Source organism: Paenibacillus sp. 1001270B_150601_E10 (genome assembly GCF_015558675.1).
Lineage (GTDB): Bacteria > Bacillota > Bacilli > Paenibacillales > Paenibacillaceae > Paenibacillus_B.
The window spans coordinates 371450-394866 of the sequence record NZ_JADMOL010000001.1; the positions used below are offsets into that span (position 1 = coordinate 371450).

Below are 23417 nucleotides of genomic sequence, written 5' to 3' on the forward strand. Positions count from 1 at the left end.
ACCTCCTGCGATAATTCTTTACATGTCGTTTCATTTGTTATTGTAGCCCTGAGAACAGAAAAATCCTATGCATACCCCGAGCACTCCATCGGATGTCCGAGGATGACGCAGTCGTTCGGAGCCTGCATAGGATTACTTAAGCCATCTCCAACGCTCAGATAACCATATTCTTACCTGCTGCAATGGAAATACTGGCCCTAAGTTCAGATCTTTGTGCTTCCCAATGGTATACCCGATAAAGACGAGAAGCGCAACGAACAGCATATTCCAAAAGCCTACGATTAAATATAAAATGCCTAGCGCGCATCCCGCGATAATGCCGATGATACGCCCTCCATGGCTCTCCCATAACTGCTTCCACATGGAACGTTCACCACCTATTCAACGCGTGACTTGAAGGTCTGTGTCTGAATGACATTCGCAACATATACGGCTACATTCGACACCGGGATGCCTGTAATCTCATGAACATAATCTCTTACATTGCGTTGAACTTCCTCGGTCATAGCCGGAATGGAAGTCTCGCCATCCACGACGGCACGAATCGTAATATCAAGTCCGGATTCATTCACACGTATGCGAGCCTTCAAGTCCTTCATGCCACGTACGCGACCCGCTGCCTTCAAGGCAATGTTCTCAACCGTTTCCATCGAAATGCGAATATCGCCAATCTCTGTGCGCTGATCAATGGAATGATGCGAAGTGCGCTCGCGACGAAGTGACACATAGAAGAAGCGTAAGCTTAGGATAAATAGAACAGATGCTGTTACAATGATTGCGGTCGGAAGCCAAGCAGGAGCTATGAATCTCCCAGGCACCAGCCCGCTAGCCAATATAATAACAGCAGCGGATAATATGCCAACCGCTAAGCTGTATATAAATAACAACAGTCTATCGAATATTTTGCTCAATAGCCGCGCCTCCTTGTTGAATTGCAGTAACCCCCTGCCATATGGAGGGGGTTCTCTCATCCAGCATTATTTAACGCGAGAAGAATCCGGCTCTTCTAGCTTCTCTTGCGCCTTGAAGTGAACACCGTGAACATGAACGTTAACCTCAATCACATGAAGACCTGTCATCATTTCAATAGAACGCTTAACGTTGCTTTGAATGTTGGATGCGATCTCAGGAATTGGGTTGCCATACAATACGATAATGGATACGTCAACCGCCGCTTCGCGTTGACCTACTTCTACTTTTACACCTTTAGAGAGGTTCTTGCGTCCAAGAAGCTCAGCAATACCGCCAGCAAAGCCACCGCTCATACCAGCTACGCCTTCGACCTCAATTGTTGCAAGGCCTGCAATGACTTCGATAACCTCAGGTGCGATTTGAATATTGCCAAGATCAGTACGCTCGAAATCAGGGATCATAATTTCACTCATCCTATTTCCATCTCCTTAACTGTATTCATCTTATTAACTAATCCTGTCCACCTATTACTCCATACTATATCATTTGCCTGTTGCTTATGACAAACGAGAGGTGAATTCTAGGGATTAAACCTCATTCTCTTCTAGGAATTTAATGTCAAAGTCGCCTCGAATAAAGGTTGGATGCTGCAGTAAGCGCATATGGAATGGAATCGTGGTGTGGATCCCTTCAATGGCAAACTCTGATAGAGCCCGCTTCATTCGCTCAATGGCCTCCTCACGAGTAGGCGCCCATACGATCAGCTTCGCGATCATGGAATCGTAGTGCGGTGAGATCGTATAGCCTGGATAAGCTGCGGAATCAACACGCACGCCATAACCGCCAGGAGGCAGATAGAATGAAATCTGGCCTGCTGATGGCATAAAGTTACGCGATGGGTCCTCTGCGTTAACCCGGCACTCAATCGCCCAGCCATCGATCTTGATATCGGCTTGCGATACTGACAGTGGCGTACCTTGAGCAACCATAATCATTTCTTTGATAATGTCAATTCCAGTGATCATTTCTGTAACAGGATGCTCGACCTGGATACGAGTATTCATCTCCATGAAGTAGAACTCTCCAGTTGGCGAAAGCAAGAATTCGAGTGTTCCTGCACCGCTGTAATTTACAGCAAGGGCAGCTCGAACAGCTGCTTCACCCATTGCTTGGCGAGTGTCCTCGTTAATGACTGGACAAGGTGCCTCTTCCACTAGCTTCTGGCGTCTGCGTTGAACGGAGCAGTCGCGCTCGCCCAAGTGAACCACATTGCCATGCTTATCGGCAACGATCTGGATCTCCACGTGCTTCATGCCCGTCAAGAATTTTTCAAGGTAAACACCGGCATTGCCGAATGCCTTCTCTGCTTCTTGCTGAGCTTGCGACATTTGCTTGACAAGGGAAGCTTCGTCTTCAGCGATTCGAATCCCTTTGCCGCCTCCGCCTGCTGTAGCCTTTATGATAACAGGATAGCCAATATCGCGCGCAATCATGAGCGCATCTTCCAAGTCTTCGACAAGACCTTCAGAGCCTGGAATAACAGGCACGCCTGCATCCTTCATCGTTTGTTTCGCTACGGACTTGTCTCCCATACGCTCAATCGCGTCTGCAGACGGACCGATGAATGTGATCCCGCAAGAGCTGCAGATCTCAGCAAAATCCGCATTTTCTGCTAGGAATCCATAACCTGGATGGATCGCATCACACTCTGTTAAGGTAGCGACACTCATAATATTTGTGAAATTCAAGTAACTGTCCTTAGACGCTGTTGGTCCAATGCAGTAGGCTTCATCCGCAAGACGGACATGCAGCGCATCGCGATCTGCTTCCGAATATACGGCTACCGTAGCAATGCCCAGCTCTTTGCAGGCACGAATGATACGTACCGCAATCTCACCGCGATTGGCAATCAAAATCTTTTGGAACTTCATCATTCACCCTCCTTGGCTTCTTAAAGCGTCAACTCTACGGCCTCACTCAGGCTTAACCAAGAATAGGGGTTGTCCATACTCAACCAGTTGTCCATTTTCAACGAGAACCTTCACGATCTCGCCTTTGACTTCTGCTTCCAGCTCGTTCATCAGCTTCATTGCTTCAAGAATGCAGACGATCGATTTTTCATTAATCTTGTCTCCAACTTGTACATATGCAGGTGAATCAGGAGATGGCGCAGAGTAGAATGTACCTACCATAGGAGATACGATCTTATGCAAGCCAGCATCGCTTTCTTCCTTCACTGGCGCTGGTACAGAGGCTGCCTCAGCATGTGCTTGCACAGATGAAGTTTGGACCGCAGGAACGGCTTGAGGAACCGAATAGACAGGCGCTGCCTGAGGGGCTTGCACTTGAACCACCTCTGCTTTACCTGGCTTGCGAATAGAAAGGCGGAAACCTTCATTCTCCACCTCTAGTTCATGAACCGAGGTTTGATCTAATAGCTTGATGAGCTCTTTAATCTCACTTATCTTGAACAAATTATTCACTCCTCTTGACCGTATGTATCACAAGTAGCGCTGCTTGAGCCTTACGGCTCAAAATACATTAGCATGAATCCCCACCTGGTTCAGCTCTCTTGTGGATCAGGATGCATCACGTCGGATGCGGGTTGTACATCTTCTTCATGGATGAACCATCATGTACAAACTCAATATAGACGTATGTATTATATCATAATCGGTACAAATGGAAAGAGCCCAGTTTGGACTGGGCTCTATAACTCTTATTCCGTTACATATTGAACGCTTACCTTATCCTGCGTTACATTGAGCTCTTTCATCACTTTATCCATAATTCCGACAGCTTCTTTCACTTCAAGCTTAGGACTTTGGACCACAACTTTATATTTATCATTTTCCTGCGTAATTACCGCACTGTCATATTGGGCTTGAAGCTCGCTTTCGAGGCTCGTAATTTTTTGCTCGCGGTCATCTAAGTTTGACATCTCGTCATAGGCTTGTGAGAGCTCTTTGCCATTGATATTGCTGGAATCATTGATGATGCCAAGCAAGCGCTCCATCTCTTTTTGGTATTCCTCGCTGCGCTCCATTTGGAGTCCTTCAATCATGCTGCGCTTCATCACGCCTTGAGCTTCCGCCTCTTCTAGAACTGCTTGATCCTCTGGGGACATGGTTACGGTCTTATCTCCTTCACCTGCTGCCTTGTCCGTTGGTGCGGTGGTGTCTCCACTCTTTTCATTGTTTTGTGCGACTTGATCCTGTGGTACGGCTTCTTCACTTGTGCCCGACACCTCCGTTATCTCTACATCAGATGCGGGTTGCCCTACCTCAGTCGCTTGGTTTTTCATTGTCGTTTCCGTTTGCGGCTTCGTTCCGGCCGTCTTGTTTCCTGTCGTATCTTCTGTAAACAAGTAATAAGCGGACAGCACAACCATTAAACTAAGCATCGATACTAACCAGATCGTTTGTCTCTTCGTATTCATTCGTGAATACCCTCCTTATGCTTGTACGCATTATTCCGCGACCTTGCGCGGTACGACCGAGATACGGTAAGCCGGTACATTCAAACCTTTTTCCACCGCATCGGTAATAAATTGTTTGACCGTTTGATTCTCTGCACCCTTTGCCACAACGATAACACCTCTAACTTTTGGCTTAATACGCTTCGTAACGATCGGTTCGTTGTTGTCCGGAGTCTCCACCATGACAATTTCTCCGTCACGTGAATATTGGGTAATGTGGCGCTTTCCTCCGTTCGCATCCGTTTCTTCCGTGACCTGCTGCTGATCCTTCATGTTTCGTTGAATGATCAGTTCCTCCGTCGATTCAATGGTCACCATCACTTCTACCTGACCGACCCCTACAATATCCTCCAAAATGGATCTAATTCTCGTTTCGAAGGAGCTTTCGATCAATTCAAAGGTCCCCATGGGCTGATTTCGATTACCTTCGAGATCAGTCGGCAATGATGTGTTTGCTGTTGGGGGCTCGCGTCCTTCGTTGCCCTTGAGCAAATTGCCTGCCCCTTGCAGCGGGTTCAATGAGCTGAAGAGCACAAGTCCTACGCCAACGAGTCCAAGCAGCAATAGCCAGCGAAATGATTGCACTCTTTTGGATCCGCCCTCCCCGCCGCCGATGATGGACTCCACTTTTTGCAGCCATTTCGCCACCTTCATCAACCGCCTTTTAGAATGTGATGGACGGGCAATACCTTGTCCTTAATTCACCTATACGCGACTTGCCCAGATTTATGACTGGTTTGTCCAAAAAAAGTCTATTTTTTCTCCTCCCACACAAAATGAATCTGTTCAGCCCCAACCAGCCACTGTGTGGTAAGTTGTTTCGTGACAAGAGCTTCAACTTCATCCATCAATTGTGAACGTGCTTCCTTAGTTAGCTTCTCGGAGGAGTTTATTTCCTTCTTGGCAGGATCTTCGTTTGTGCTGATCTGAACGTCCGGAATAGCTTGCACTGGTTCTACATCAGCAGCATGGCTGTCTTTGTTCGCTTCTTCCACATTAGATTGCGTATGTCGAGAGTTGCCGTTTTTTGACACATGCAAAAATACTGTAATGATTTGAATTTTGGGTTCCGTCTGAAGGGATGCCTGTTCGAGCTCCACTTTGATCTCATCTATTTGAAAATAATCTCCGGTCGCAATAAACGCCGATATGTCTTCACTAGTAGAATCAGAAGCAGCCGGCCAAGATGTGCGCTCAAGCATTTGATTCACCTGGTCTTTCATATTCGCCCCAAGCTGAGAGGCTGCAAATTGCTGTGCTTCAATGTCCCGTTCAGCCGTAAGCTTGGCTGCTTCACGCTGGATAGAGGTTAAGGATGTAAAGGCATCCGAAGAGACCATTGTCGCTTTTGTCCATTCATTCGCTACATCCTGTGCCAAATTAGCATGGAACAGCTTCATGATCGGTGATAGGATGATGAGCAAGATGATAAGGCTTAACATCAGCTTCACGTAGCGCTGCATGGAACGATTCGGCAATAATAGGTCGATAAAGGTGGCGAGAAGGATCACCATGATGATTTCCTTCAGCCATTGACTTAACCAGCTCATGATCGGCCTCCTTTTCGACAGCTATCGCATCATGACAGTCACATTGCCGGCAGTCAAGAGAATCGTGATGGCAAGAAAAAACATAAGGCTTACTGCCGCAAGTGCTGCAAAGACATAAATCATGCTCTTTCCAACCGTCTTTAGGCAGCCTACGACTGGCGTATCGCCTAGCGGCTGCATAATGGCAGCGGATACGTTATAGATTAAAGACAGCGTCAAGATTTTGATTGCTGGAAATGCGCATAAAAACAGCAAGATGATGACGCCCGTTAATCCAACTGCATTTTTAACAAGAAGAGAAGCAGAGATAACCGTATCAGTCGCATCCGAGAATACGCGCCCTATCACAGGAACAAAGTTTCCTGTGATGTACTTGGCCGTTTTTAACGCAACCCCATCCGTAACAGAGCTTGTCACCCCCTGAACCGAGATGACACCAAGAAATACAGTCAGCAAGATTCCCAATAATCCGACACTTATATTGCGCAGCAAGTTTGCGAGCTGAGTCACCTTATACTTATCCGTCAGCGTACTTACGATATGTAGGACTGCGGAGAAGAAGAGCAGCGGAAATACAACCATATAGATCAGCGTGCCAATAAGGTGGATCATAAAAATGATTAAGGGATGCAGTACTGATACCGTTACCACATTGCCAAGAGAGGCGAGCAAGGTGAACAACAACGGTACCATCGCCATCATAAAATGAATCATGCTCGTTATCGCATCTTTCGCATAGCTGATTGCAATATTGAAGCTGTTGATCGCAAGAATAATAATGACCAAATAAGAAATAGAGTAGGCAATTTTGCTTACTGTGTTTCGCTCGAAAGCGGATTGCAACGTTTCCAGCACCATGCTAAAGACCGCTAATATAACAATCGTGACAATGAGCTTCCCATTCAAAAGCACCTCCTGCAGCATAAAGCCGCCAAGTGCTTTCAAGGTATTCTCTAGTGTCAGGCGCTCTCCTCCAGGGAGAATCAGGTCTGCAAAGCTGGGTAAAGCATCTCTCGGAAAAAATCCGCCATACTTGTCCAGCAAGTCCTGCCAGTACGTCTCCACTTCCCCCGTGCCAAGCTGACTAACCTGCTTCTCCATCCAATCCTTCGTCACACCCTGCTGCATCGGCGTCTCTGCCGCAACAGGTGCCTCGGTGGAGGAAGATCGCTCAGATGAGGCGAACACGATGCTTGCTCCTAGAAAATAAGAGACAAATAGCAGGATCATTATCGGAATATAAGTACGATTACGATTAGGATTCAGTCTCATCACCTTTTTGATCCTCCTCTTATGTCTAAGCAGGCAACAGCTTCATGACGGTCTCGATAATGACACTAATAATGGGAATAGCAAGCACCATAATTAATACTTTTCCAGCCAGCTCAATCTTGGAAGCAATGCCGTCTTGGCCTGCATCTCGGACGATCTGAGCACCGAATTCTGCAATGTAGGCGATACCGATAATCTTCAGTATGGTTTTCAAATACACAGGCTCAATGCCTGACCTATCTGCAAGATCTTCAAGTACGTTAATGACAGCCTCAATCTTTCCAATAAGGAATAAAAAGATGACGATACCTGTAAACGTAGCGATGAGAAACGCGAACATCGGCTTCTGTTCTTTAACTACGAGTACAAGTATCGCTGCAATTAATCCAAGACCGACGATCTGAATGATTTCCATCGCGATTCACCTACTGGAAGAGAAAGATGGTCTTAATTTCTTGAAACAGATGATCAAGCAGACGTACAACCATAAACAAGACCACGACAAATCCGATGACCGTCACCCAATGTGCCATGTCTTCCTTCCCCATCTGCTTGAGGACTGTGTGAATCATTGCGATGATGATGCCGATTCCGGCAATCTGAAAGATTGCACTCACATCCACATTCATGCTCAAGCACCTCAATACATCAGAATGACAAGCATTATTCCACTCAATATCCCCAGACTTCTAGACATCCTGCCGTACCTCGAATGCTCTTCTTTCGCAGCGCTTTCTTCCTGCTCCAGCCGCTTCACAGCATGTCTAATATGATTACGCTGATCTTCTCGATCACTTACGCCCAGGCTTAGGCCTAACTCCATCAAAATCCGCACATCCTGCTCTTTTAGTGCAAGCTGTCCCTTATGAGTTCTCAGCGCTTCAGCCCATGCATCCTTCGCGGTCGTTACCCCCTGGGTGGACTGCATCATCTGAGAAGCATGCAAAAACACTTGATTGAGCGGAGCTGCTGCTTGATAGGAAAGCTCAGAGAAGGCCTCATCAAGCGGCGTGTACCCGTACATAATCGAAGTTTCCAGACGCTGCAGCGCATGGATCATCTGCCGGATCTGTCGAACACGCGCGGCGTACTGAGAAGCTTGTACCCAGCCAATGGCAGTTGCTGCTGCAATAATGATAGCTGCGCCTAGGATCTTAAGCATGAATAGCCCCACCTCTTACTGCACGATGAGCCGGATCAATGAGCATAGCACGCTTTTTCTCATCAAAGATTCGAAACATCGTTTCTTTCCTTTCCCGTCTTAACAGGACAATACGCCTAAAGACGCCTTCCTCCAGCAGCTGGCCAATACCGGGCCTCCGCATCAAATGCTCAAGCTCATGACCATGTGCAGTTGCCACAACTGACACTCCTGCATGAATCGCCTCCCGCATGGCGTGTACATCTTCATCTCTGCCAAACTCGTCCACGATAAGAACATCTGGCGACATGGAGCGTATCAACATCATCATGCCTTCGGCTTTTGGACAGCCGTCCAGCACATCACTTCTGAAGCCCAAATCGAAGCTAGGCACGCCCTTCATGCATCCTGCAATTTCTGAGCGTTCATCGACTACGCCAACCTTCATCGCCTTCCAACGCGCATCTTGGTGATTCCAATGACCGCTTGCAATCATGCGCGTAAGATCCCGAAGCAATGTAGTCTTGCCATGTTGAGGCGGAGAGACGATCAGCGTGTGATGGATCGACCGCTCTTTAAAGTCCAATAAGTGTGGAAGAACATTGCTTCCTATTCCCTTGATTTCTCTTGCGATACGAATATTAAAGCCTGCTATATCCCGAAGATGGCTGACGCGACCTTGTGCCAACACGGTTCGACCGGACAAGCCTATCCGATGCCCTCCCGCTACGGTCACGAACCCCTTGCGAAGCTGCTCCTCCATCGTATATAAGGAGTGGTTAGTCATCAGATCAAGCAGGCGATGGCAATCGTCCCTGCTCGGGATATAAGCTGAATTCGGCTGATCCGTTAGCTGTCCTAATACCGTAACGAAGCTATAGTCACTCCCATATATCACTTCCAAGGGCCTGTTCTCACGGATACGAATTTCTTCAAGCTCTGCTAGAACACGATCTGGAAGAGACAAGATCATCGCTCTCATCTCTGGTGGAATGATGAGCGACCAGCTGGATGGTACTTTCATGACGAACGCTCTCCTTTTTCTCACAATCAGCTTGACCAATGAACATGTCCTTATCTGATATGTATGGGACAACCGATATACTTATGACTCTTACCGTTTCCATGCTATTTTTTGAGAATCCCAATTAGCAGGCACATTACACCAAAGCCGATCCAGACGAACTTCCCCCAATTCAATTTATCCGCAATTCCAATCAATCCAATCGCTGTTGTCGCAATGAGGACCATCGGTCCGACAAGCGCAAGCATGGAATTGACCAAGAGCGCCTTCTCCGGATTGTTAAAGCGAAGCATCAGTACCGCAGCCAGCAGTTCCAAGCTTCCCGATACCATTCTCAAGCTCGCCATGCTAAGCACAAATTTGTCCCAATTCATGGAGCTCCTCCTTCCCTTGGATTCGAGTTAGTACATGCTATGCAGCTTGCTCGCAATTTAGAGCAAATGGATGGTTTACTTTCGATCTAGGCACCTGTCAGTGCTTCCACGCATATATTGCTAGCATGTATTTCATCTATAGACCTCGCTGATTGGAAAGGGAGGAAGAGAAATGAAGCTTACGCCAAGTCCTACATTGGAATGGTCGCAGCTGCTGCAGGATCCAAGCGGCAAAAGACTTCACAAGCCTAGATTGAATGGCCTGACAATGGTGATGGATAAAGGGCTAGGTATGCATGCATTTGAAGATATGATCACGACAAGCTATGAACATATCGATGTAATCAAGCTTGGATTTGGCACTAGTGTCATCGTGCCTAGGGCGATTATTGAAGCGAAGATTGCCCTCGCTAAAGCTCACAACATTTATATCATGCCGGGAGGAACACTGCTTGAGATTGCGTTCGTTAAGGGTGTTGTGCATGAATTTTTCCAAACGATTCGTGCGATAGGCTTCAACGCCATTGAAGTATCCGATGGAACGATTTCCTTATCGCGAAAGGAACGAAATCAATTGATTCAAGAGGCAATTAGCTATGGCTTACATGTCAGCACCGAATATGGAAAGAAGCTTGAGCATAGCGAATTTGTGCTTGATCAATTGGCTGAAACCTATTTGGAGGATCTTGCGAATGGTGCAGCGTGGATGACGCTTGAAGGACGTGAATCAGGGGCTGGGGTAGGAATCTATAATCAACAGGGGAACTGTGATGAGCGGCTGATTGAAGACATACTTGCCTGTATACCATACCCTGAACAGCTTATGTGGGAGGCTCCAAACAAGAAACAGCAGCTATCCATCATCAAGCGAGCAGGTACGAATGCGAATCTTGGCAATGTTGCGCCAAGTGATATTATTGCATTGGAGGCATTGCGACGAGGTTTGCGATCCGATACAATGATTGACCATGTCGCGTATTATTATGACATTTAGCCCGTTTATCCCAACCGCACACGCCCATCGTCGTCCATTACGAGTTGGAAGGAGGGGTATACCGGTGCATATCGATGTTATTGCTAGCGTGAATGAAGCTCGCGCCATTGATCTGTCTCAGCGTACCGTTATCGTGATTGATGTATTGCGAGCAACGAGTACCATCGTCACCGCATTAGCACATGGTGCCTCAGGCGTCGTTCCTGTCGAAACGATCGGTCAAGCTAAGCAGTGTGCGACTGCCGGCGATCTTCTGGGAGGCGAACGTTACTGTAAAAAGATTCCCGGTTTCGATCTGGGCAATTCTCCTCTTGAATATGCAGGTGAACATGTAAAAGGTAAACGTGTTATCCTCACTACGACGAACGGCACACGGGCCATACAAAAGTCTATGAGAGCCAAGCATATATTGGCTGGAAGCCTTCTAAACGCTAAGGCTTGTGCCATAACGGCGTTAAAACTTCGCAATGATATTGCGCTCTTGTGCGCAGGCACGCAGGAGGCCTTTGCATTCGAAGATGGAGTATGCGCGGGCATGATTCTTCATGAAATGCTGCATCAGCCGATTCACGCTGAACTAACCCTTGTGTACAATGACCTTGGCAAAATGGTCATGAGTGCTTACCGGCATCACCAAGACGATCTGGTTCATGCGCTAAAAGAATGTGCGAGCGGCAAGCGACTCGCAAAGATCGGGTATGCAGATGATATTCAGCACTGCGCGGCGATTAATTCGATTCCGATCGTTCCGCGTTTCGACCAGCACATGATGATTCCGTTTTCTGCGGCCATCTAACATTTGAACCATACACATTCCTCGACCTCCTCGTGCGTTGTTCTATTATGTGGGGTAAAGCTCATAACCTAAGAAGTAGCTTGTACTCACTTCAGTTCAACGCCGGTTCCTTTCTTCATACGAATCGGCGTCGAACCTTATGTTAAAGGAGCCGTAGCATGAATGGTGAACTTGTACTCGTGACTCTCATTGTCATTGGACTTGCCAGTCGGTCCTCCATCTTAACAACAGCGGCTTGCATCCTGCTTATCGTCAAGCTCGTTCAGTTGGAACGATTTCTACCTTCTATTGAGCGGAGAGGGATGGAGCTTGGTCTACTCTTTCTAACAATCGCCGTACTTGTGCCCTTCGCAGCCGAGCATGTCACGCTTAAGGATGTCGTGCGCACGCTTACGTCATGGACAGGCCTTCTAGCCATTCTTGGAGGGGCCATTGCAACGCTGATGAACAATCAAGGTCTGCATCTATTAAAAAACGATCCTCAAATGATCATAGGCCTTGTAGCAGGCTCGATCATCGGGATCGTCTTTATGCGCGGAATCCCTGTCGGACCGCTGATGGCCGCAGGAATTACCGCTATATTGCTGCAAATCTTCAATTGGATTATATCTAAATAAGCTGTATACCTATTATCGACGGACCTGCGGTCCTCCTACATATACTTGTTCTAGGGCATCAAGGCCGTATGCCGTGTGAAGGGCTTGAACGACTTCCTGAAGCTTGCCATCCGCAATGACGCAGGATACTTTAATCTCAGATGTGCTAACCATCTTAATGCTGATGCCTGTTCCTGAGATGACTTCGAACATCTTAGCCGCAACACCTGGGTGGCTGACCATACCGGCACCTACAATGGATACCTTAACGAGATCCACTTCAGATGTTACTTCACGATACGGAAGGGTTGCACGCAAGCCTTCAATCACTTTGATCGCTCGGTCATGATCATCGCGTGCTGTTGAGAAGGAGAAGTCTGCCTCACCGTTCATAACACCGCTTTGAACGATAATATCGACGTCAATCCCAGCATTAGCAAGTGCACCAAACACCTTTGCCAATACGCCTGGTTGATCAACAACACCAAGAATACTTATACGCGCTACGTTTTTGTCAAATGCAATACCACTAACGACTACACCTTGTTCCATGACAGCGTCCTCCTTCACAACCGTTCCTTCATTATGATTAAAGCTTGATCTTACGACCAGACATACATTGTTATGCTTTGCATATTCCACGGCTCTCGGATGCAGCACAGCTGCTCCTAGGTGGGCAAGCTCAAGCATTTCATCGTAGGATATCTCCTTAAGCTTGCGTGCATGTCTAACAATACGAGGATCGGTCGAATAGATGCCGTCAACATCGGTATAGATCTCACATACATCTGCTTCTATGGCTGCTGCCAGCGCAACTGCTGTCGTATCGGAACCGCCACGACCAAGTGTCGTGATCTCCCCACTGTCAGACATTCCTTGGAATCCCGCTACAATAACGATCTTTCCGTTATCTAAAGCCTGCTTAACACGATCCGGTTGAATATCCAGGATACGCGCCTTGGAATGAGTATCATCTGTCTTGAAGCCAGCCTGCCAGCCGGTGTAAGAGATCGCATCATGTCCCAAGCTATGTATAGCCATGGACAACAACGCAACACTGATTTGCTCACCGGTTGTAAGCAGCATGTCCATCTCACGTGCTGGAGGCGCATCGCACAGCATCTTCGACTTATCGATAAGATCATCTGTCGTATCTCCCATAGCTGAAACGACAACCACACATTGATGGCCTTCTTCTTTTTTCTCTACAATTCTCTTGGCGACCCGCTTCATGCGTTCGGTGTCTCCAACTGAGCTTCCCCCGAATTTCATTACGAATAATGCCACAGAAGATTCACTCCAATCCCGACGGAATGTATTTATTTAATTGCATATTATACCACATCTTTCCCAAAACGGTGGAAAAAGATTGACGGAACCGCATGGAAATTATACTAGCGGGCTTGAATATTCGTTTTATGCCAAAAATAAAAATCCCCCATCTACGATAACCAGCAGCAAGACTGCCTTATTACCATAGATGGAGGATCCATCACCTATCCTATGCGCGGGAAATATATTTACCTTCGCGAGTATCGATGAGAAGAACGTCGCCTTCATTAATGAAGAGCGGAACTTGAACCGTTAGGCCGGTTTCCACCGTTGCGCTTTTAAGCGCACCTTGAGCGGTGTTTCCTTTCACGCCTGGCTCTGTCTCAATAACCTTAAGCTCAACGCTATTTGGCAAGTTAATACCGATGATTTCGCCTTGGTAGCTCACGATATTAACGATGCTGTTGTCTTTCAAGAAGTTCAATTCCCATTCCAATTGATCTTTGGACAAGGAGAACTGGTCATACGATTCGTTATCCATGAATGTATATTCTTCACCGCTGTTATACAGATATTGCACTTCACGGTTGTCGATTTGTGCACGGGAGATCGTCTCGCCAGCACGGAATGTTTTCTCCGTTACGTTGCCGTTACGCAGATTGCGAAGCTTGGAACGGACGAATGCAGCGCCCTTACCTGGCTTTACGTGTTGGAATTCGATGACGGAGAAGATGTCGCCATCTACTTCAACCGTCAAGCCTGTTTTAAAATCGTTAACTGAAATCACTAAATTTCCCTCCTAGAAAACGTACATGCTGGGCTGGACTATACGTCCAACAGCAGCAACTCTTTGGTAGAATGTGTTATTATTTCAATCCCGTTCTCTGTAATGACAATGTCATCCTCGATGCGAACACCGCCAAAGCCAGGTACATAAATACCAGGCTCAACCGTTACCACATGGCCGGGAGCTAACACCATATCGCTAGTTTTAGCCAAATTAGGCGATTCATGAATCTCCATGCCGATACCGTGTCCAAGGCTGTGTCCAAAGTTAGGACCGTAGCCGTGCTTCTCGATAATATCACGAGACAACGCATCAGCTTCCTTGCCGGTCATGCCTGGGCGAATATGCTCCAGAGCATACAGCTGAGATTCAAGAACAATATTGTAGATCTCTTTATGCTTGTCAGTCGGCGTACCTAAGAATACCGTACGCGTGATGTCTGAGCAATACCCTTTGTAATAAGCACCGAAATCAAGCTTAACAAATTCGTTGCCTTTAATTATGCGCTCACTTGCTACCCCATGTGGCAGAGCAGAGCGTTCACCCGAAGCAACAATGGTGTCAAAGGAACTTGAAGTGGCGCCATTCTTGCGCATGAAGTACTCCATCTCAAGGGCAACATCCATCTCGGATACGCCAGGCTTCAGATAGCTCAAAATGTGGCTGAATGTTCGATCCGCAAGCTCTGCTGCTTCCTTCAGAATACGAATTTCATCCTCATCCTTGATTCGACGCAAGTTCTCAATAATACCACTTGTCGGAACAAGCTCAACAGGATTCAACTCCTCTTGATAGCGTACGAAGGATGCGTAGCTCACATGATCCTGTTCCATCGCAAGCTTCTTGATGCCAATTTCCTGAAGCAGCTCTTTAAGCGTATCTGTGACTTTTCCATGCTGAATCACTTCAAAGCCTACCGCCTGCTCAGGGGCTTGAGTCATATAACGGAAGTCTGTCAACAAGATCGCACGATCTTGCGTGATCAATACATAGCCAGAAGATCCAGTGAAGCCCGTCATATAACGACGGTTAATCTCACTGTCAATCCAAATGGCTTCCAAACCACGCTCGTCCATCTCCTTGCGAAGTCGTTCCACACGTGCATTACTCATTGCCATCATCTCCTGTTCTGGGTTCATCCATCCTGATGTCTTATTGTTCTTTCTTCGCCTTCGTTACTGCTTGATGCAAGGCATGAAGACCCAATAGATAACTGTTCGATCCAAATCCTGCGATCTGTCCAACCGCAACCGGTGCAATCACCGAGTGATGGCGGAAGGCCTCACGCTTATGAATGTTAGACATATGAACTTCAACGGTAGGCAAGCCAACCGTGCTGATCGCATCGCGCAGCGCATAGCTGTAATGCGTCCAAGCACCAGGATTGATCAGAATACCATCGCTCTCTCCATATGCCTCATGGATACGATCAATTACTGCGCCTTCGTGGTTGCTTTGAAAAAACGCAAGTGCTACACCAAGCTCCGACGCTGCATCGCGCAATTGAGACTCAATATCCGATAGTGTCTCGCGACCATATACCTCAGGCTCTCGAGTTCCGAGCATGTTGAGATTGGGTCCATTTACGACCAAGTAAGAAGCCATGGCCACCTCACCACCCGTCAAATTAACGCAAAATATCGCGTTAAACTTATGTAGTCCGACAACGTATTAGCCGTATCTGTGCAGACGAATACTCACGTATTTTATCATACGAAAGGGCGCTTGAGAAGCACATTACCTTCTTGAACCTCAGTTAGGATATGAAAAAATAGCGTCAACCCCAGCAAGAGCGGTTTCTAGGTAGATGGATTCGGTTGATGCTTCTTGTTCATATTGCTCCCATTGGAATCATTGTCAGGCTCACGGAGACGCTCATCATTGAATTCCATCGCAACGGTGTAACCTATAAATAATCCCCATAGTAGGAATAAACAGCTCTCTGTCCAAATCGTATTCCATGTCGTCTTTGTGATGGGCGGCATTAAACCAATCATAGGTCCAATGAACACAAATAGAATCAGCCACCATACGATGCCGTAGATCATTCCACCCCATGGTCCGATGAATTTCTTAAAGAGAGCGGTATAGAGGATACTCGCCAAAATGGAGAAACCAATGAAAGAGACAAGACCTACCACTCCCCCCTTCCAAGTCAATAAATAGTCATGTTTATAGAAAGGCTCGACTAAAAATCCCGGTACGACAATCGTAAACTTCATAGCTGCCGACATCCACCGCATACATCCCCAAATGAGTCCTGCAAAAAAACCAAGTTGAACGGCAAAGATCAGTGGATTGGTCTGCTGTTGCTGCTCTTTCCTTTGTCGCTGCTGCCTGCGATATTCAAATTCCTTCATTCAATTTCCTCCTTATACATTGAAGCGCATGAAGATGAATAAGATTATTATGTGCGGCTCATGCACATTTCATGTTGCTTGGCCCTTGAAGGATCTATCTTGAAGCGAACTTCTAGCAACGTCATACAGTAGCGCGAATGTCATATTTTCGCTACAATAAGACTATATAGTTGCTTAACAGTTCGAGTGTAACGGATGAGGAAGGTGAAGAGGTTGTCTAATAATCAAGGAGCAGCGGCGATTTATGGCGGACAGGCCGTCATAGAGGGGGTCATGATGGGGGGACGCCATGTCAACGTGACTGCTGTTCGTCGCAAGAATAATGAGATATCGTTTTACGAGGTGCCCCGTGAGGATAAGAAATGGGTCACGAATTTAAAGAAGATCCCGTTTATTCGAGGATTAGTGTCGATCATAGATTCCAGCGCCAAGGGTGCGAAGCATCTTAACTTTGCAACAGAGAAGTACGCGGAGGATGAGGAAGGCCCTGTTGAGGAGTCGGAGAAAAAGGGCTGGGATCTAACCATGGTGCTTGGAGTAGCGGTCGTAGGGATATTGTCCTTCATTTTCGGAAAAGTCATCTTTACAGCGACCCCAGCGATCATAGAACAGATTTTGTTTGGCAAGTTATTTGATGGCAAAGTTCTTCATACGATGATTGAAGGCGTCATTAAAATTATCTTGCTGCTGGTGTATCTGTATGTCATTTCTTTAACACCGCTTATCAAGCGCTTATTCATGTATCATGGCGCGGAGCACAAGGTTATCAGTGCCCATGAGGCAGGGGTTGAGCTTACGGTCAACAATGTACAAAAGTTCAGCAGACTTCATTACCGTTGCGGCAGCAGCTTTATCGTCTTTACGGTCATTGTCGGTGTCATCATTTATTCCTTTGTGTCCTATGATACATTATGGGATCGCGTATTGTGGCGTCTAGCGCTATTGCCTGTTGTCATCGGCGTTTCCTATGAGGTGCTTCGATTGACTAATGCCGTGAGAGATATTCCTGTACTTCGTTTTCTCGGATATCCTGGTTTATGGCTTCAAAAATTAACGACTAAAGAGCCTACGGATGACATGGTTGAAGTCTCCATTGCAAGCTTCAAGCGTATGTTGGAGCTAGATCAGCAAATGAGCTTGAACAAAGTGTCCTAATTGCTCAACGACGACGAAGGGATGGATGCGTATGAAGGTTCCCTCTTGGGTCATTTTCGTACTGCTAGTCTTTGCAGGCATCGGGCTCATCAGCCAAATAAGCACGAACCTGTCGATGTTTTTCATTCCTATCGTGCTTATTGCGATCGTGTTCATCGCATATAAGCTTGGACCGAAATCTTCGCAGCCCAAGGTAAAGAAATCATCTCGCACGGAGGCGAAGGTCAAGGCAATGACGCAGCAGAACAAGCATAAAGCCAAGCAGCCGACTAAGATCGTAAGGAAGCGGTCGCAAGCCAAGCTACATGTGATTGACGGTCAAAAGGGCAAGTCTCGAGCTCAGTCTGGAGAATAAAAAAAGGAGAGGACTTAATGGTCCTCTCCTTTTTTAGTGGAAATGCAAATTGCAGCCGCATACTGCTTAAACATTTTTTCATACTGCATATAGGTCCAAGCATCAAAGAAATCAGTTCCTGCTTCAAGACCTGATCCATACAGCTCTATGCTCTTTTCCTTCGATACCTCAAACTCCGTAACGCCGACTCCAAGTGTCGGGATCTTAATCGTACGATATCGATTCTTCTGTTCGATATAACGCTCATCGTGAGCAGAGAGCATCGTCTCCACCATTGCCTGCAGCATCGATATGAGCCCATGGATGGAGTGAGGCTGACCATCCTGCTTCCCAACTAATTGAAATCCGATCGTTGGAATCATTCGATTCGTCCGCGGATCTGTCTCTTCTTCGAACAGCCATAACGGAAAGTTGCTTAGGAGACCGCCATCCACAATGTAAGTAAACGGCTTCCGAAACGGCTTTTTCCGCCCATGTTTCAGCTGCTCACGGAGCATGACAGGATCAAAGAAGTATGGGATGCTTGTACTCATGCGAACGGCTTTGCTGATCGGAAAATGTTTTGGGTCTATGCCATACTGGGGTAAATCCTGAGGCAATACAACGATTCTTCCATTGGTAATATCCGAGGCAATGATACGCAGGCGATCATGGTCTACATCACCGAAGGTTCGTATGCCTTTCTTCGCAAGCAGCCCATCGAGCCACTGCTCCAGCGCATCCCCACTATAGAGCCCTTTTCGAAGTAAAAGACGAATCGCAGGGCCTATCCATTTTACATTAAAGATCGGAGCTCTCTTTAAAAAGGATTTAAAAGGCATCGTTAAGATAATATCCCGCATCTCTTCCGCGCTGTAACCCGCAGCAACAAGAGAAGCAACGATTGCTCCTGATGACGTTCCCGCCACTCGTTTAAAGGAAAGATTCACAAGCTCCGCAGAACGAATTGCTCCTGCAAGGGCAATGCCGCGGACTCCACCGCCTTCAAAAACCGCATTGATCTCCAAACTATCCCCTCCCATGGGAAACGAGATCACGAACAGATAAATGCTAATCATTCATACTGTTATGTATGCATCTTCTGGGAGGGTTATGTTTAAAGATAGCGTATATACGCTATTCCTACTTCGTATAATATTCTTTTAACCGATCTCCTACCTGCTTCGTATTCTTGACAAGATCCTTCGCGCTGAAGAATATGGCTCCTGAGATCTGATCATACTGTTTGATATAGTCCAGTTCCTTAATCAGCGTATCAGCCGTTGCCCAGTCCTTCTCGTTAGGATCAGCCAGCTTGTAAGCCGCATGTCCAATATACAATTCGACACCTGTGCCTTCTGTCTCTTTGAGCCACCAATCGACGACGGTCTTATAGTCAGCGGCACTGTGACCGATATGCCAGTATACTTGAGGCATGACATAATCGATCCAGCCGTTCTGAATCCACTTGCGCACATCCGCATAGAGCGAATCATAGCTTGTGATCCCAGCCTTTGTATTGGAGCCTGTCGGATCAACACTAGCGTTGCGCCATACGCCAAATGGGCTAATACCGAATTGAACCTCTGGCTTCACCGCATGGACGCTCTTTTCGACCTGCTGAACAAAAAGATTGACGTTATTGCGGCGCCAGTCTGCTTTATTCGAAAACACTTTATTGTATTCCTTGTAGGTCGCTTCGTCTTCGAACGGGATTGTACCATAAGGATAGAAATAGTCGTCAAAATGAATGCCGTCGATATCATAGTTTGTTACGACTTCCATAATGCCTTTTAGAATATAGTCGCGGGCTTCCGGCTTGCCTGGGTCAAATAGGAGCAGATTGCCATTTTTCACAACCCAATCCGGGTTCTTTCTTGCTGGATGATCAGCAGATAACTTCGTAATATCGTTCTGCACACTTACACGATAAGGGTTGAACCACGCATGGAATTCCATGCCTCTCTTGTGCGTTTCTTCAATCATGAAGGCAAGCGGATCATAGCCAGGGTCCTTGCCTTGTGTTCCCGTAAGCCACTGAGACCATGGGAACAGCTTCGATGGATAGAAGGAATCAGCTGTAGGTCGAATCTGCACATAAACCGCATTCAGTCCCATCTCCTTCAAATTGTCGAGCAGTGCCGTGTATTCCTGCTTCTGCTTCTCGGCATCAAAGCCCTTCTTCGGGTCAGAAGGCCAGTCAATATTGTACACCGTAGAGATCCAAGCTCCTCGAACGTCTTGAAGATGCTGCTGCTCTTCTCCAGTAACAACTCGAACGGTACGAGTTTCCTTCTCCCAATTCACTTGTACACCTAAGCTTTCCCCTATAAATCGAAGCGGCACCATCGTACGGCCACTTTTGCTTTTTGCGCCTTGATCCAAGGAGACGCTTTGTCCATTTACGATGGCCTTACTTTCCCCAATCGTTAGCTGAATAAGCTTATCTTCCTTGCTGAACTCCACCCGCTTCTCTTGAGGCTTCCATTCAACAGATGCGCCAAGCGCTTCCCCAATCGCACGGAAAGGAAGCATCGTAATGTTGTTCTCAATGTATGGCGGAACATCTGTCGCGAGCTTCTTATTGTCGATCAATACGCGAATTTCCGACGCTGCATCCACCGATCCAAAAGGGATCAGCGTTGTCATGACCAGAGCTGCCATCCCTAGCAGCAGCTTCTGTCTCCAACTCTTCATGTTGTCATTCTCCCATTCATATGTATTCTGAATCATAGATTCATATATAGTTAGACGCGCAAAATAAAAAATCTGTTTCGCTTGAAACAGATTTTTTAGGATTCTTTATCTAATTCGGCACGAATGCTGAGTAAATCCTTTACGCGGTTCGGGTCTTCCTTGAAGTATTGAACTAACGATTCAATACATGCTATGGAGTCCCAACTAAGATGATGCTCGATTCCCTCGACATCCTTATAAATATACTCTTCCTGAACACCAATCATGTCCAAAAATTCTTCAAGCAGCTGATGTCGATCTACGAGCCGCTTGCCGATTTTCTTTCCTTTGCTCGTCAATACAAGACCGCGATATTTTTCATAGATCAGATATTGATCCTTATCGAGCTTTTGTATCATCTTTGTCACGGATGAAGGATGAACCTCCAGTCCCTCAGCTATATCCGAGACGCGGGCATAGCCCTTCTCATCAATAAGCTGATAGATGCGCTCCAAATAATCCTCCATGCTCGGTGTTGGCATCAAATTCCCTCATTTCCTCACATTCAAAGCCGACATGCATATGAATAACGTTCTAAGAAACTCTTACTATTTTACATGGTTTGATCACCAAGTTCAACCTAAGCGGCTTTTTTTGAATTTTACCAGTCGTTTTTCACGTGCTATTCGCTCACACTAACAAAGATCATTACCGGGTGACACGGTGTTCAACATTCATTTTACGCAAAAGGAAGGAATCGTACTATGCCTACGATCACGGAATCCAAGGTCATTCACGCGAGAAAGCAGCATCCAGACGATAAGAAAGACGACAAGAAGGAATCATCATCTCGGAGAAAAAAACGAACCGGACATTTTATTCCTGATCTAGTTTATTTTGAACCAGATGCTCTACACTACCCCAAGGGGCAGAATATTATGAAGTGGGTCCAAGAACAAGGAATTCCGTATCAAATGACCACATCTCATAATCGCATTATGAACTTCCCTGGGGATACCGAAACAGCAAAATATCGCCTTGCAAAGCGTACCCTCGTCGTCGGCATTCGTAAGACACTGACATTCGATCAATCGAAGCCGTCCGCAGAATATGCGATTCCGATCGGTACGGGCTGCGTTGGGCATTGCCATTATTGCTACCTTCAGACAACGCTTGGGGCAAAGCCGTACATTCGGGTCTATGTCAACACCGATGACGTGTGGAATGCTGCAAAAACATACATTGCGGAGCGCGCACCTGAGATCACGCGCTTTGAAGCCTCATGCACCTCTGATCCGCTCAGCCTTGAGCATATAACAGGCAGCCTTTCTTTTTTAATCGAAAAAATGGCGCAAGAAGAGTATGGTCGGCTACGATTCGTAACGAAATTCCATCACGTCGAACCACTTCTTAGGCTTGACCACAACAAGCATACCGAAGTACGGTTCAGTATCAATGCGGATTACGTCATCCGCAACTTTGAGCCTGCGACCTCGAGATTCGAGGAGCGGCTTGAGGCCGCCGGAAAGATTGCACGCGCAGGCTACCCACTCGGCTTCCTGGTTGCCCCGATCTATCGCTATGAAGGTTGGAAAGAAGGCTATGATCAGCTGTTTGCACGGCTAAGAAAGGAAATGCCGGAGGATCTGACTTGGGATCTCTCCTTTGAACTTATACAGCATCGTTTTACCAAAACAGCCAAATCCGTTATCCTCAAGCGCTATCCTAATACAAAGCTGATCATGAACGAGGAAGAGCGCAAATACAAATGGGGACGCTATGGACAAGGCAAATACGTCTACCCAGATGAGCAAGCGAAGGAACTTAAAGAATATATATCCGAACGTATTTATTATTACTTCCCGACCGCTCGCATTTTGTATTTTACTTAACTCTGTGAAAAGTTCTATACAAAAAAGACCACCTGCCGCAGCATGTGGTCTTCTCTTCCTTCATTTACGTGTTATTCAGCAGCCAATCCGGCGTAAACTGCAAAAGCCAGATATTAATCTTGGTTAGCTGATCCGTAAAGAGCAGCACACCCATGATGATCATAAATATCCCGCCAACCTTCATGAGCATCGCAGAGTACTTGGTTAGCCACTTCGTTGAACCGATGAAGAACGCCAGAATGAAAAACGGGATGGCAAAACCAACCGCATAAGCCGTGGACAACCAGAACCAGGATCCTGGGTCTTGTGTCGCTAAAGAAAGGATCGCGCCAAGAATTGGTCCAATGCATGGAGACCATCCAGCGGAGAAGCCAATCCCGAATAAAAATGACCCTAAATAACTGCCTCGCTTGCCAGCGAGCTGCCACTTTCTTTCCTTAAGCAGAACCTGCGGCTGAAAGACTCCGATTAAAAATAATCCCATAAAAATAATAAGTAGTGCTGCGATCTGTCTAACGACATCTCGGTATTGAACAAGCAAGCTTCCAAATACACCAGCGCTGAGCCCAAGAGTGTAAAAGACTGCGCTAAAGCCAAGAATAAAAAATAAGGTATGGCTAATCGTCTTCCAACGTACTTCGCGCTTGGTCCGGTTTTCTTTGAGCTCATTCACCGACATCCCGGTAATCACCGACAGATAGGACGGATATAAAGGCAAGCAGCAAGGCGATATAAAGGAAACCATGCCCGCCCAAAAGGCAATCCAGATCGTAACAGTCATAGGTTCACTGCCTCCATGTCACT

General features: G+C 46.7%; 29 protein-coding genes. 6 read left to right on the top strand and 23 right to left on the bottom strand.

Features of this window, described 5'->3' with window-relative positions; genetic code table 11:
- Positions 1-132: 132 nt before the first annotated feature.
- From I2H74_RS01870 to I2H74_RS01935, 14 genes are all read right to left on the bottom strand, one after another.
- Positions 133-363, bottom strand: coding sequence for a DUF2273 domain-containing protein (locus tag I2H74_RS01870; RefSeq protein ID WP_195571152.1), 231 nt, complete (start codon positions 361-363; stop codon positions 133-135).
- 14 nt (positions 364-377) lie between these two features.
- Positions 378-911: an alkaline shock response membrane anchor protein AmaP gene (amaP, locus tag I2H74_RS01875; RefSeq protein ID WP_195571154.1), complete on the bottom strand. Its 534-nt coding sequence runs from the start codon at positions 909-911 to the stop codon at positions 378-380.
- Positions 912-977: 66 nt separating this feature from the next.
- Positions 978-1385: an Asp23/Gls24 family envelope stress response protein gene (locus I2H74_RS01880; protein WP_195571156.1), complete on the bottom strand. Its 408-nt coding sequence runs from the start codon at positions 1383-1385 to the stop codon at positions 978-980.
- A gap of 114 nt (positions 1386-1499) precedes the next feature.
- Positions 1500-2843, bottom strand: coding sequence for an acetyl-CoA carboxylase biotin carboxylase subunit (gene accC, locus I2H74_RS01885; RefSeq protein WP_195572097.1), 1344 nt, complete (start codon positions 2841-2843; stop codon positions 1500-1502).
- 42 nt (positions 2844-2885) lie between these two features.
- A complete protein-coding gene (gene accB, locus I2H74_RS01890) occupies positions 2886-3386 on the bottom strand; it encodes an acetyl-CoA carboxylase biotin carboxyl carrier protein (protein ID WP_195571158.1) in 501 nt (166 codons plus the stop codon).
- Positions 3387-3631: 245 nt separating this feature from the next.
- The gene (locus tag I2H74_RS01895) at positions 3632-4351 is read right to left on the bottom strand and encodes a SpoIIIAH-like family protein (RefSeq protein WP_195571160.1); all 720 of its coding nucleotides are present in this window, start codon (positions 4349-4351) and stop codon (positions 3632-3634) included.
- Positions 4352-4381: 30 nt separating this feature from the next.
- Entirely contained in the window at positions 4382-5038 is a 657-nt protein-coding gene (gene spoIIIAG, locus I2H74_RS01900) for a stage III sporulation protein AG (RefSeq protein WP_420707404.1), read from the bottom strand.
- 104 nt (positions 5039-5142) lie between these two features.
- Positions 5143-5940, bottom strand: a complete 798-nt coding sequence (spoIIIAF, locus tag I2H74_RS01905; RefSeq protein WP_195571164.1) for a stage III sporulation protein AF — start codon at positions 5938-5940, stop codon at positions 5143-5145.
- Between the two features lie 21 nt (positions 5941-5961).
- Complete coding sequence (spoIIIAE, locus tag I2H74_RS01910; protein ID WP_229106367.1) at positions 5962-7212, bottom strand: stage III sporulation protein AE; 1251 nt, start codon at positions 7210-7212, stop codon at positions 5962-5964.
- Between the two features lie 25 nt (positions 7213-7237).
- Positions 7238-7627 (bottom strand): stage III sporulation protein AD, encoded by a 390-nt coding sequence (gene spoIIIAD, locus I2H74_RS01915; RefSeq protein WP_195571166.1) that lies wholly within the window; start codon positions 7625-7627, stop codon positions 7238-7240.
- A 10-nt stretch (positions 7628-7637) separates the two neighbouring features.
- Complete coding sequence (gene spoIIIAC / locus I2H74_RS01920) at positions 7638-7841, bottom strand: stage III sporulation protein AC (protein WP_005546700.1); 204 nt, start codon at positions 7839-7841, stop codon at positions 7638-7640.
- Positions 7842-7852: 11 nt separating this feature from the next.
- Complete coding sequence (spoIIIAB, locus tag I2H74_RS01925) at positions 7853-8374, bottom strand: stage III sporulation protein SpoIIIAB (RefSeq protein WP_195571168.1); 522 nt, start codon at positions 8372-8374, stop codon at positions 7853-7855.
- Positions 8367-9377: a stage III sporulation protein AA gene (gene spoIIIAA / locus I2H74_RS01930; RefSeq protein WP_195571170.1), complete on the bottom strand. Its 1011-nt coding sequence runs from the start codon at positions 9375-9377 to the stop codon at positions 8367-8369. The genes spoIIIAB and spoIIIAA overlap by 8 nt, the downstream gene beginning before the upstream one ends.
- A gap of 104 nt (positions 9378-9481) precedes the next feature.
- Complete coding sequence (locus I2H74_RS01935; protein ID WP_195571171.1) at positions 9482-9751, bottom strand: YqhV family protein; 270 nt, start codon at positions 9749-9751, stop codon at positions 9482-9484.
- Between the two features lie 172 nt (positions 9752-9923).
- Between I2H74_RS01935 and I2H74_RS01940 the strand changes: the two genes are divergently transcribed.
- The 3 genes from I2H74_RS01940 (at position 9924) to I2H74_RS01950 (ending at position 12158) form a co-directional block, all read left to right on the top strand.
- On the top strand, positions 9924-10745 hold the full coding sequence (locus tag I2H74_RS01940; RefSeq protein ID WP_195571172.1) for a phosphosulfolactate synthase: 822 nt from the start codon (positions 9924-9926) through the stop codon (positions 10743-10745).
- Between the two features lie 64 nt (positions 10746-10809).
- Positions 10810-11541 (top strand): 2-phosphosulfolactate phosphatase, encoded by a 732-nt coding sequence (locus I2H74_RS01945; RefSeq protein ID WP_195571174.1) that lies wholly within the window; start codon positions 10810-10812, stop codon positions 11539-11541.
- Between the two features lie 158 nt (positions 11542-11699).
- Positions 11700-12158: a DUF441 domain-containing protein gene (locus I2H74_RS01950; RefSeq protein ID WP_195571176.1), complete on the top strand. Its 459-nt coding sequence runs from the start codon at positions 11700-11702 to the stop codon at positions 12156-12158.
- Between the two features lie 12 nt (positions 12159-12170).
- On the opposite strand, the gene I2H74_RS01955 is transcribed toward I2H74_RS01950, so the two are convergent.
- The 5 genes from I2H74_RS01955 to I2H74_RS01975 all read right to left on the bottom strand — a co-directional run bounded on the left by I2H74_RS01955 (position 12171) and on the right by I2H74_RS01975 (position 16556).
- Positions 12171-13424 carry an aspartate kinase gene (locus tag I2H74_RS01955; RefSeq protein ID WP_195571178.1) on the bottom strand — a complete coding sequence of 418 codons (1254 nt, stop codon included), beginning with the start codon at positions 13422-13424 and terminating at the stop codon, positions 12171-12173.
- 214 nt (positions 13425-13638) lie between these two features.
- A complete protein-coding gene (gene efp, locus I2H74_RS01960; RefSeq protein WP_195571180.1) occupies positions 13639-14196 on the bottom strand; it encodes an elongation factor P in 558 nt (185 codons plus the stop codon).
- 38 nt (positions 14197-14234) lie between these two features.
- A complete protein-coding gene (locus I2H74_RS01965; RefSeq protein ID WP_195571182.1) occupies positions 14235-15308 on the bottom strand; it encodes a M24 family metallopeptidase in 1074 nt (357 codons plus the stop codon).
- Between the two features lie 40 nt (positions 15309-15348).
- Positions 15349-15801, bottom strand: a complete 453-nt coding sequence (gene aroQ / locus I2H74_RS01970) for a type II 3-dehydroquinate dehydratase (RefSeq protein WP_195571184.1) — start codon at positions 15799-15801, stop codon at positions 15349-15351.
- 194 nt (positions 15802-15995) lie between these two features.
- The gene (locus I2H74_RS01975; RefSeq protein ID WP_195571186.1) at positions 15996-16556 is read right to left on the bottom strand and encodes a YqhR family membrane protein; all 561 of its coding nucleotides are present in this window, start codon (positions 16554-16556) and stop codon (positions 15996-15998) included.
- 273 nt (positions 16557-16829) lie between these two features.
- Here I2H74_RS01975 and I2H74_RS01980 point away from each other — a divergent pair, with 273 nt between their 5' ends.
- Together I2H74_RS01980 and I2H74_RS01985 are read left to right on the top strand one after the other, a co-directional pair.
- Entirely contained in the window at positions 16830-17711 is an 882-nt protein-coding gene (locus I2H74_RS01980) for a DUF1385 domain-containing protein (RefSeq protein ID WP_229106371.1), read from the top strand.
- Between the two features lie 31 nt (positions 17712-17742).
- Entirely contained in the window at positions 17743-18066 is a 324-nt protein-coding gene (locus tag I2H74_RS01985) for a hypothetical protein (protein ID WP_229106288.1), read from the top strand.
- Between the two features lie 14 nt (positions 18067-18080).
- Here I2H74_RS01985 and I2H74_RS01990 read toward each other — a convergent pair whose 3' ends face one another.
- The 3 genes from I2H74_RS01990 to mntR all read right to left on the bottom strand — a co-directional run bounded on the left by I2H74_RS01990 (position 18081) and on the right by mntR (position 21263).
- The gene (locus tag I2H74_RS01990; protein WP_195571191.1) at positions 18081-19073 is read right to left on the bottom strand and encodes a patatin-like phospholipase family protein; all 993 of its coding nucleotides are present in this window, start codon (positions 19071-19073) and stop codon (positions 18081-18083) included.
- Between the two features lie 115 nt (positions 19074-19188).
- On the bottom strand, positions 19189-20742 hold the full coding sequence (locus I2H74_RS01995; protein WP_195571192.1) for a family 10 glycosylhydrolase: 1554 nt from the start codon (positions 20740-20742) through the stop codon (positions 19189-19191).
- Positions 20743-20837: 95 nt separating this feature from the next.
- Entirely contained in the window at positions 20838-21263 is a 426-nt protein-coding gene (gene mntR / locus I2H74_RS02000; RefSeq protein ID WP_195571194.1) for a transcriptional regulator MntR, read from the bottom strand.
- 222 nt (positions 21264-21485) lie between these two features.
- Between mntR and splB the strand changes: the two genes are divergently transcribed.
- A complete protein-coding gene (splB, locus tag I2H74_RS02005) occupies positions 21486-22613 on the top strand; it encodes a spore photoproduct lyase (RefSeq protein ID WP_195571196.1) in 1128 nt (375 codons plus the stop codon).
- Between the two features lie 64 nt (positions 22614-22677).
- Here splB and I2H74_RS02010 read toward each other — a convergent pair whose 3' ends face one another.
- Positions 22678-23394 (bottom strand): cytochrome c biogenesis CcdA family protein, encoded by a 717-nt coding sequence (locus I2H74_RS02010; protein ID WP_195571198.1) that lies wholly within the window; start codon positions 23392-23394, stop codon positions 22678-22680.
- Between the last annotated feature and the right edge of the window lie 23 nt (positions 23395-23417).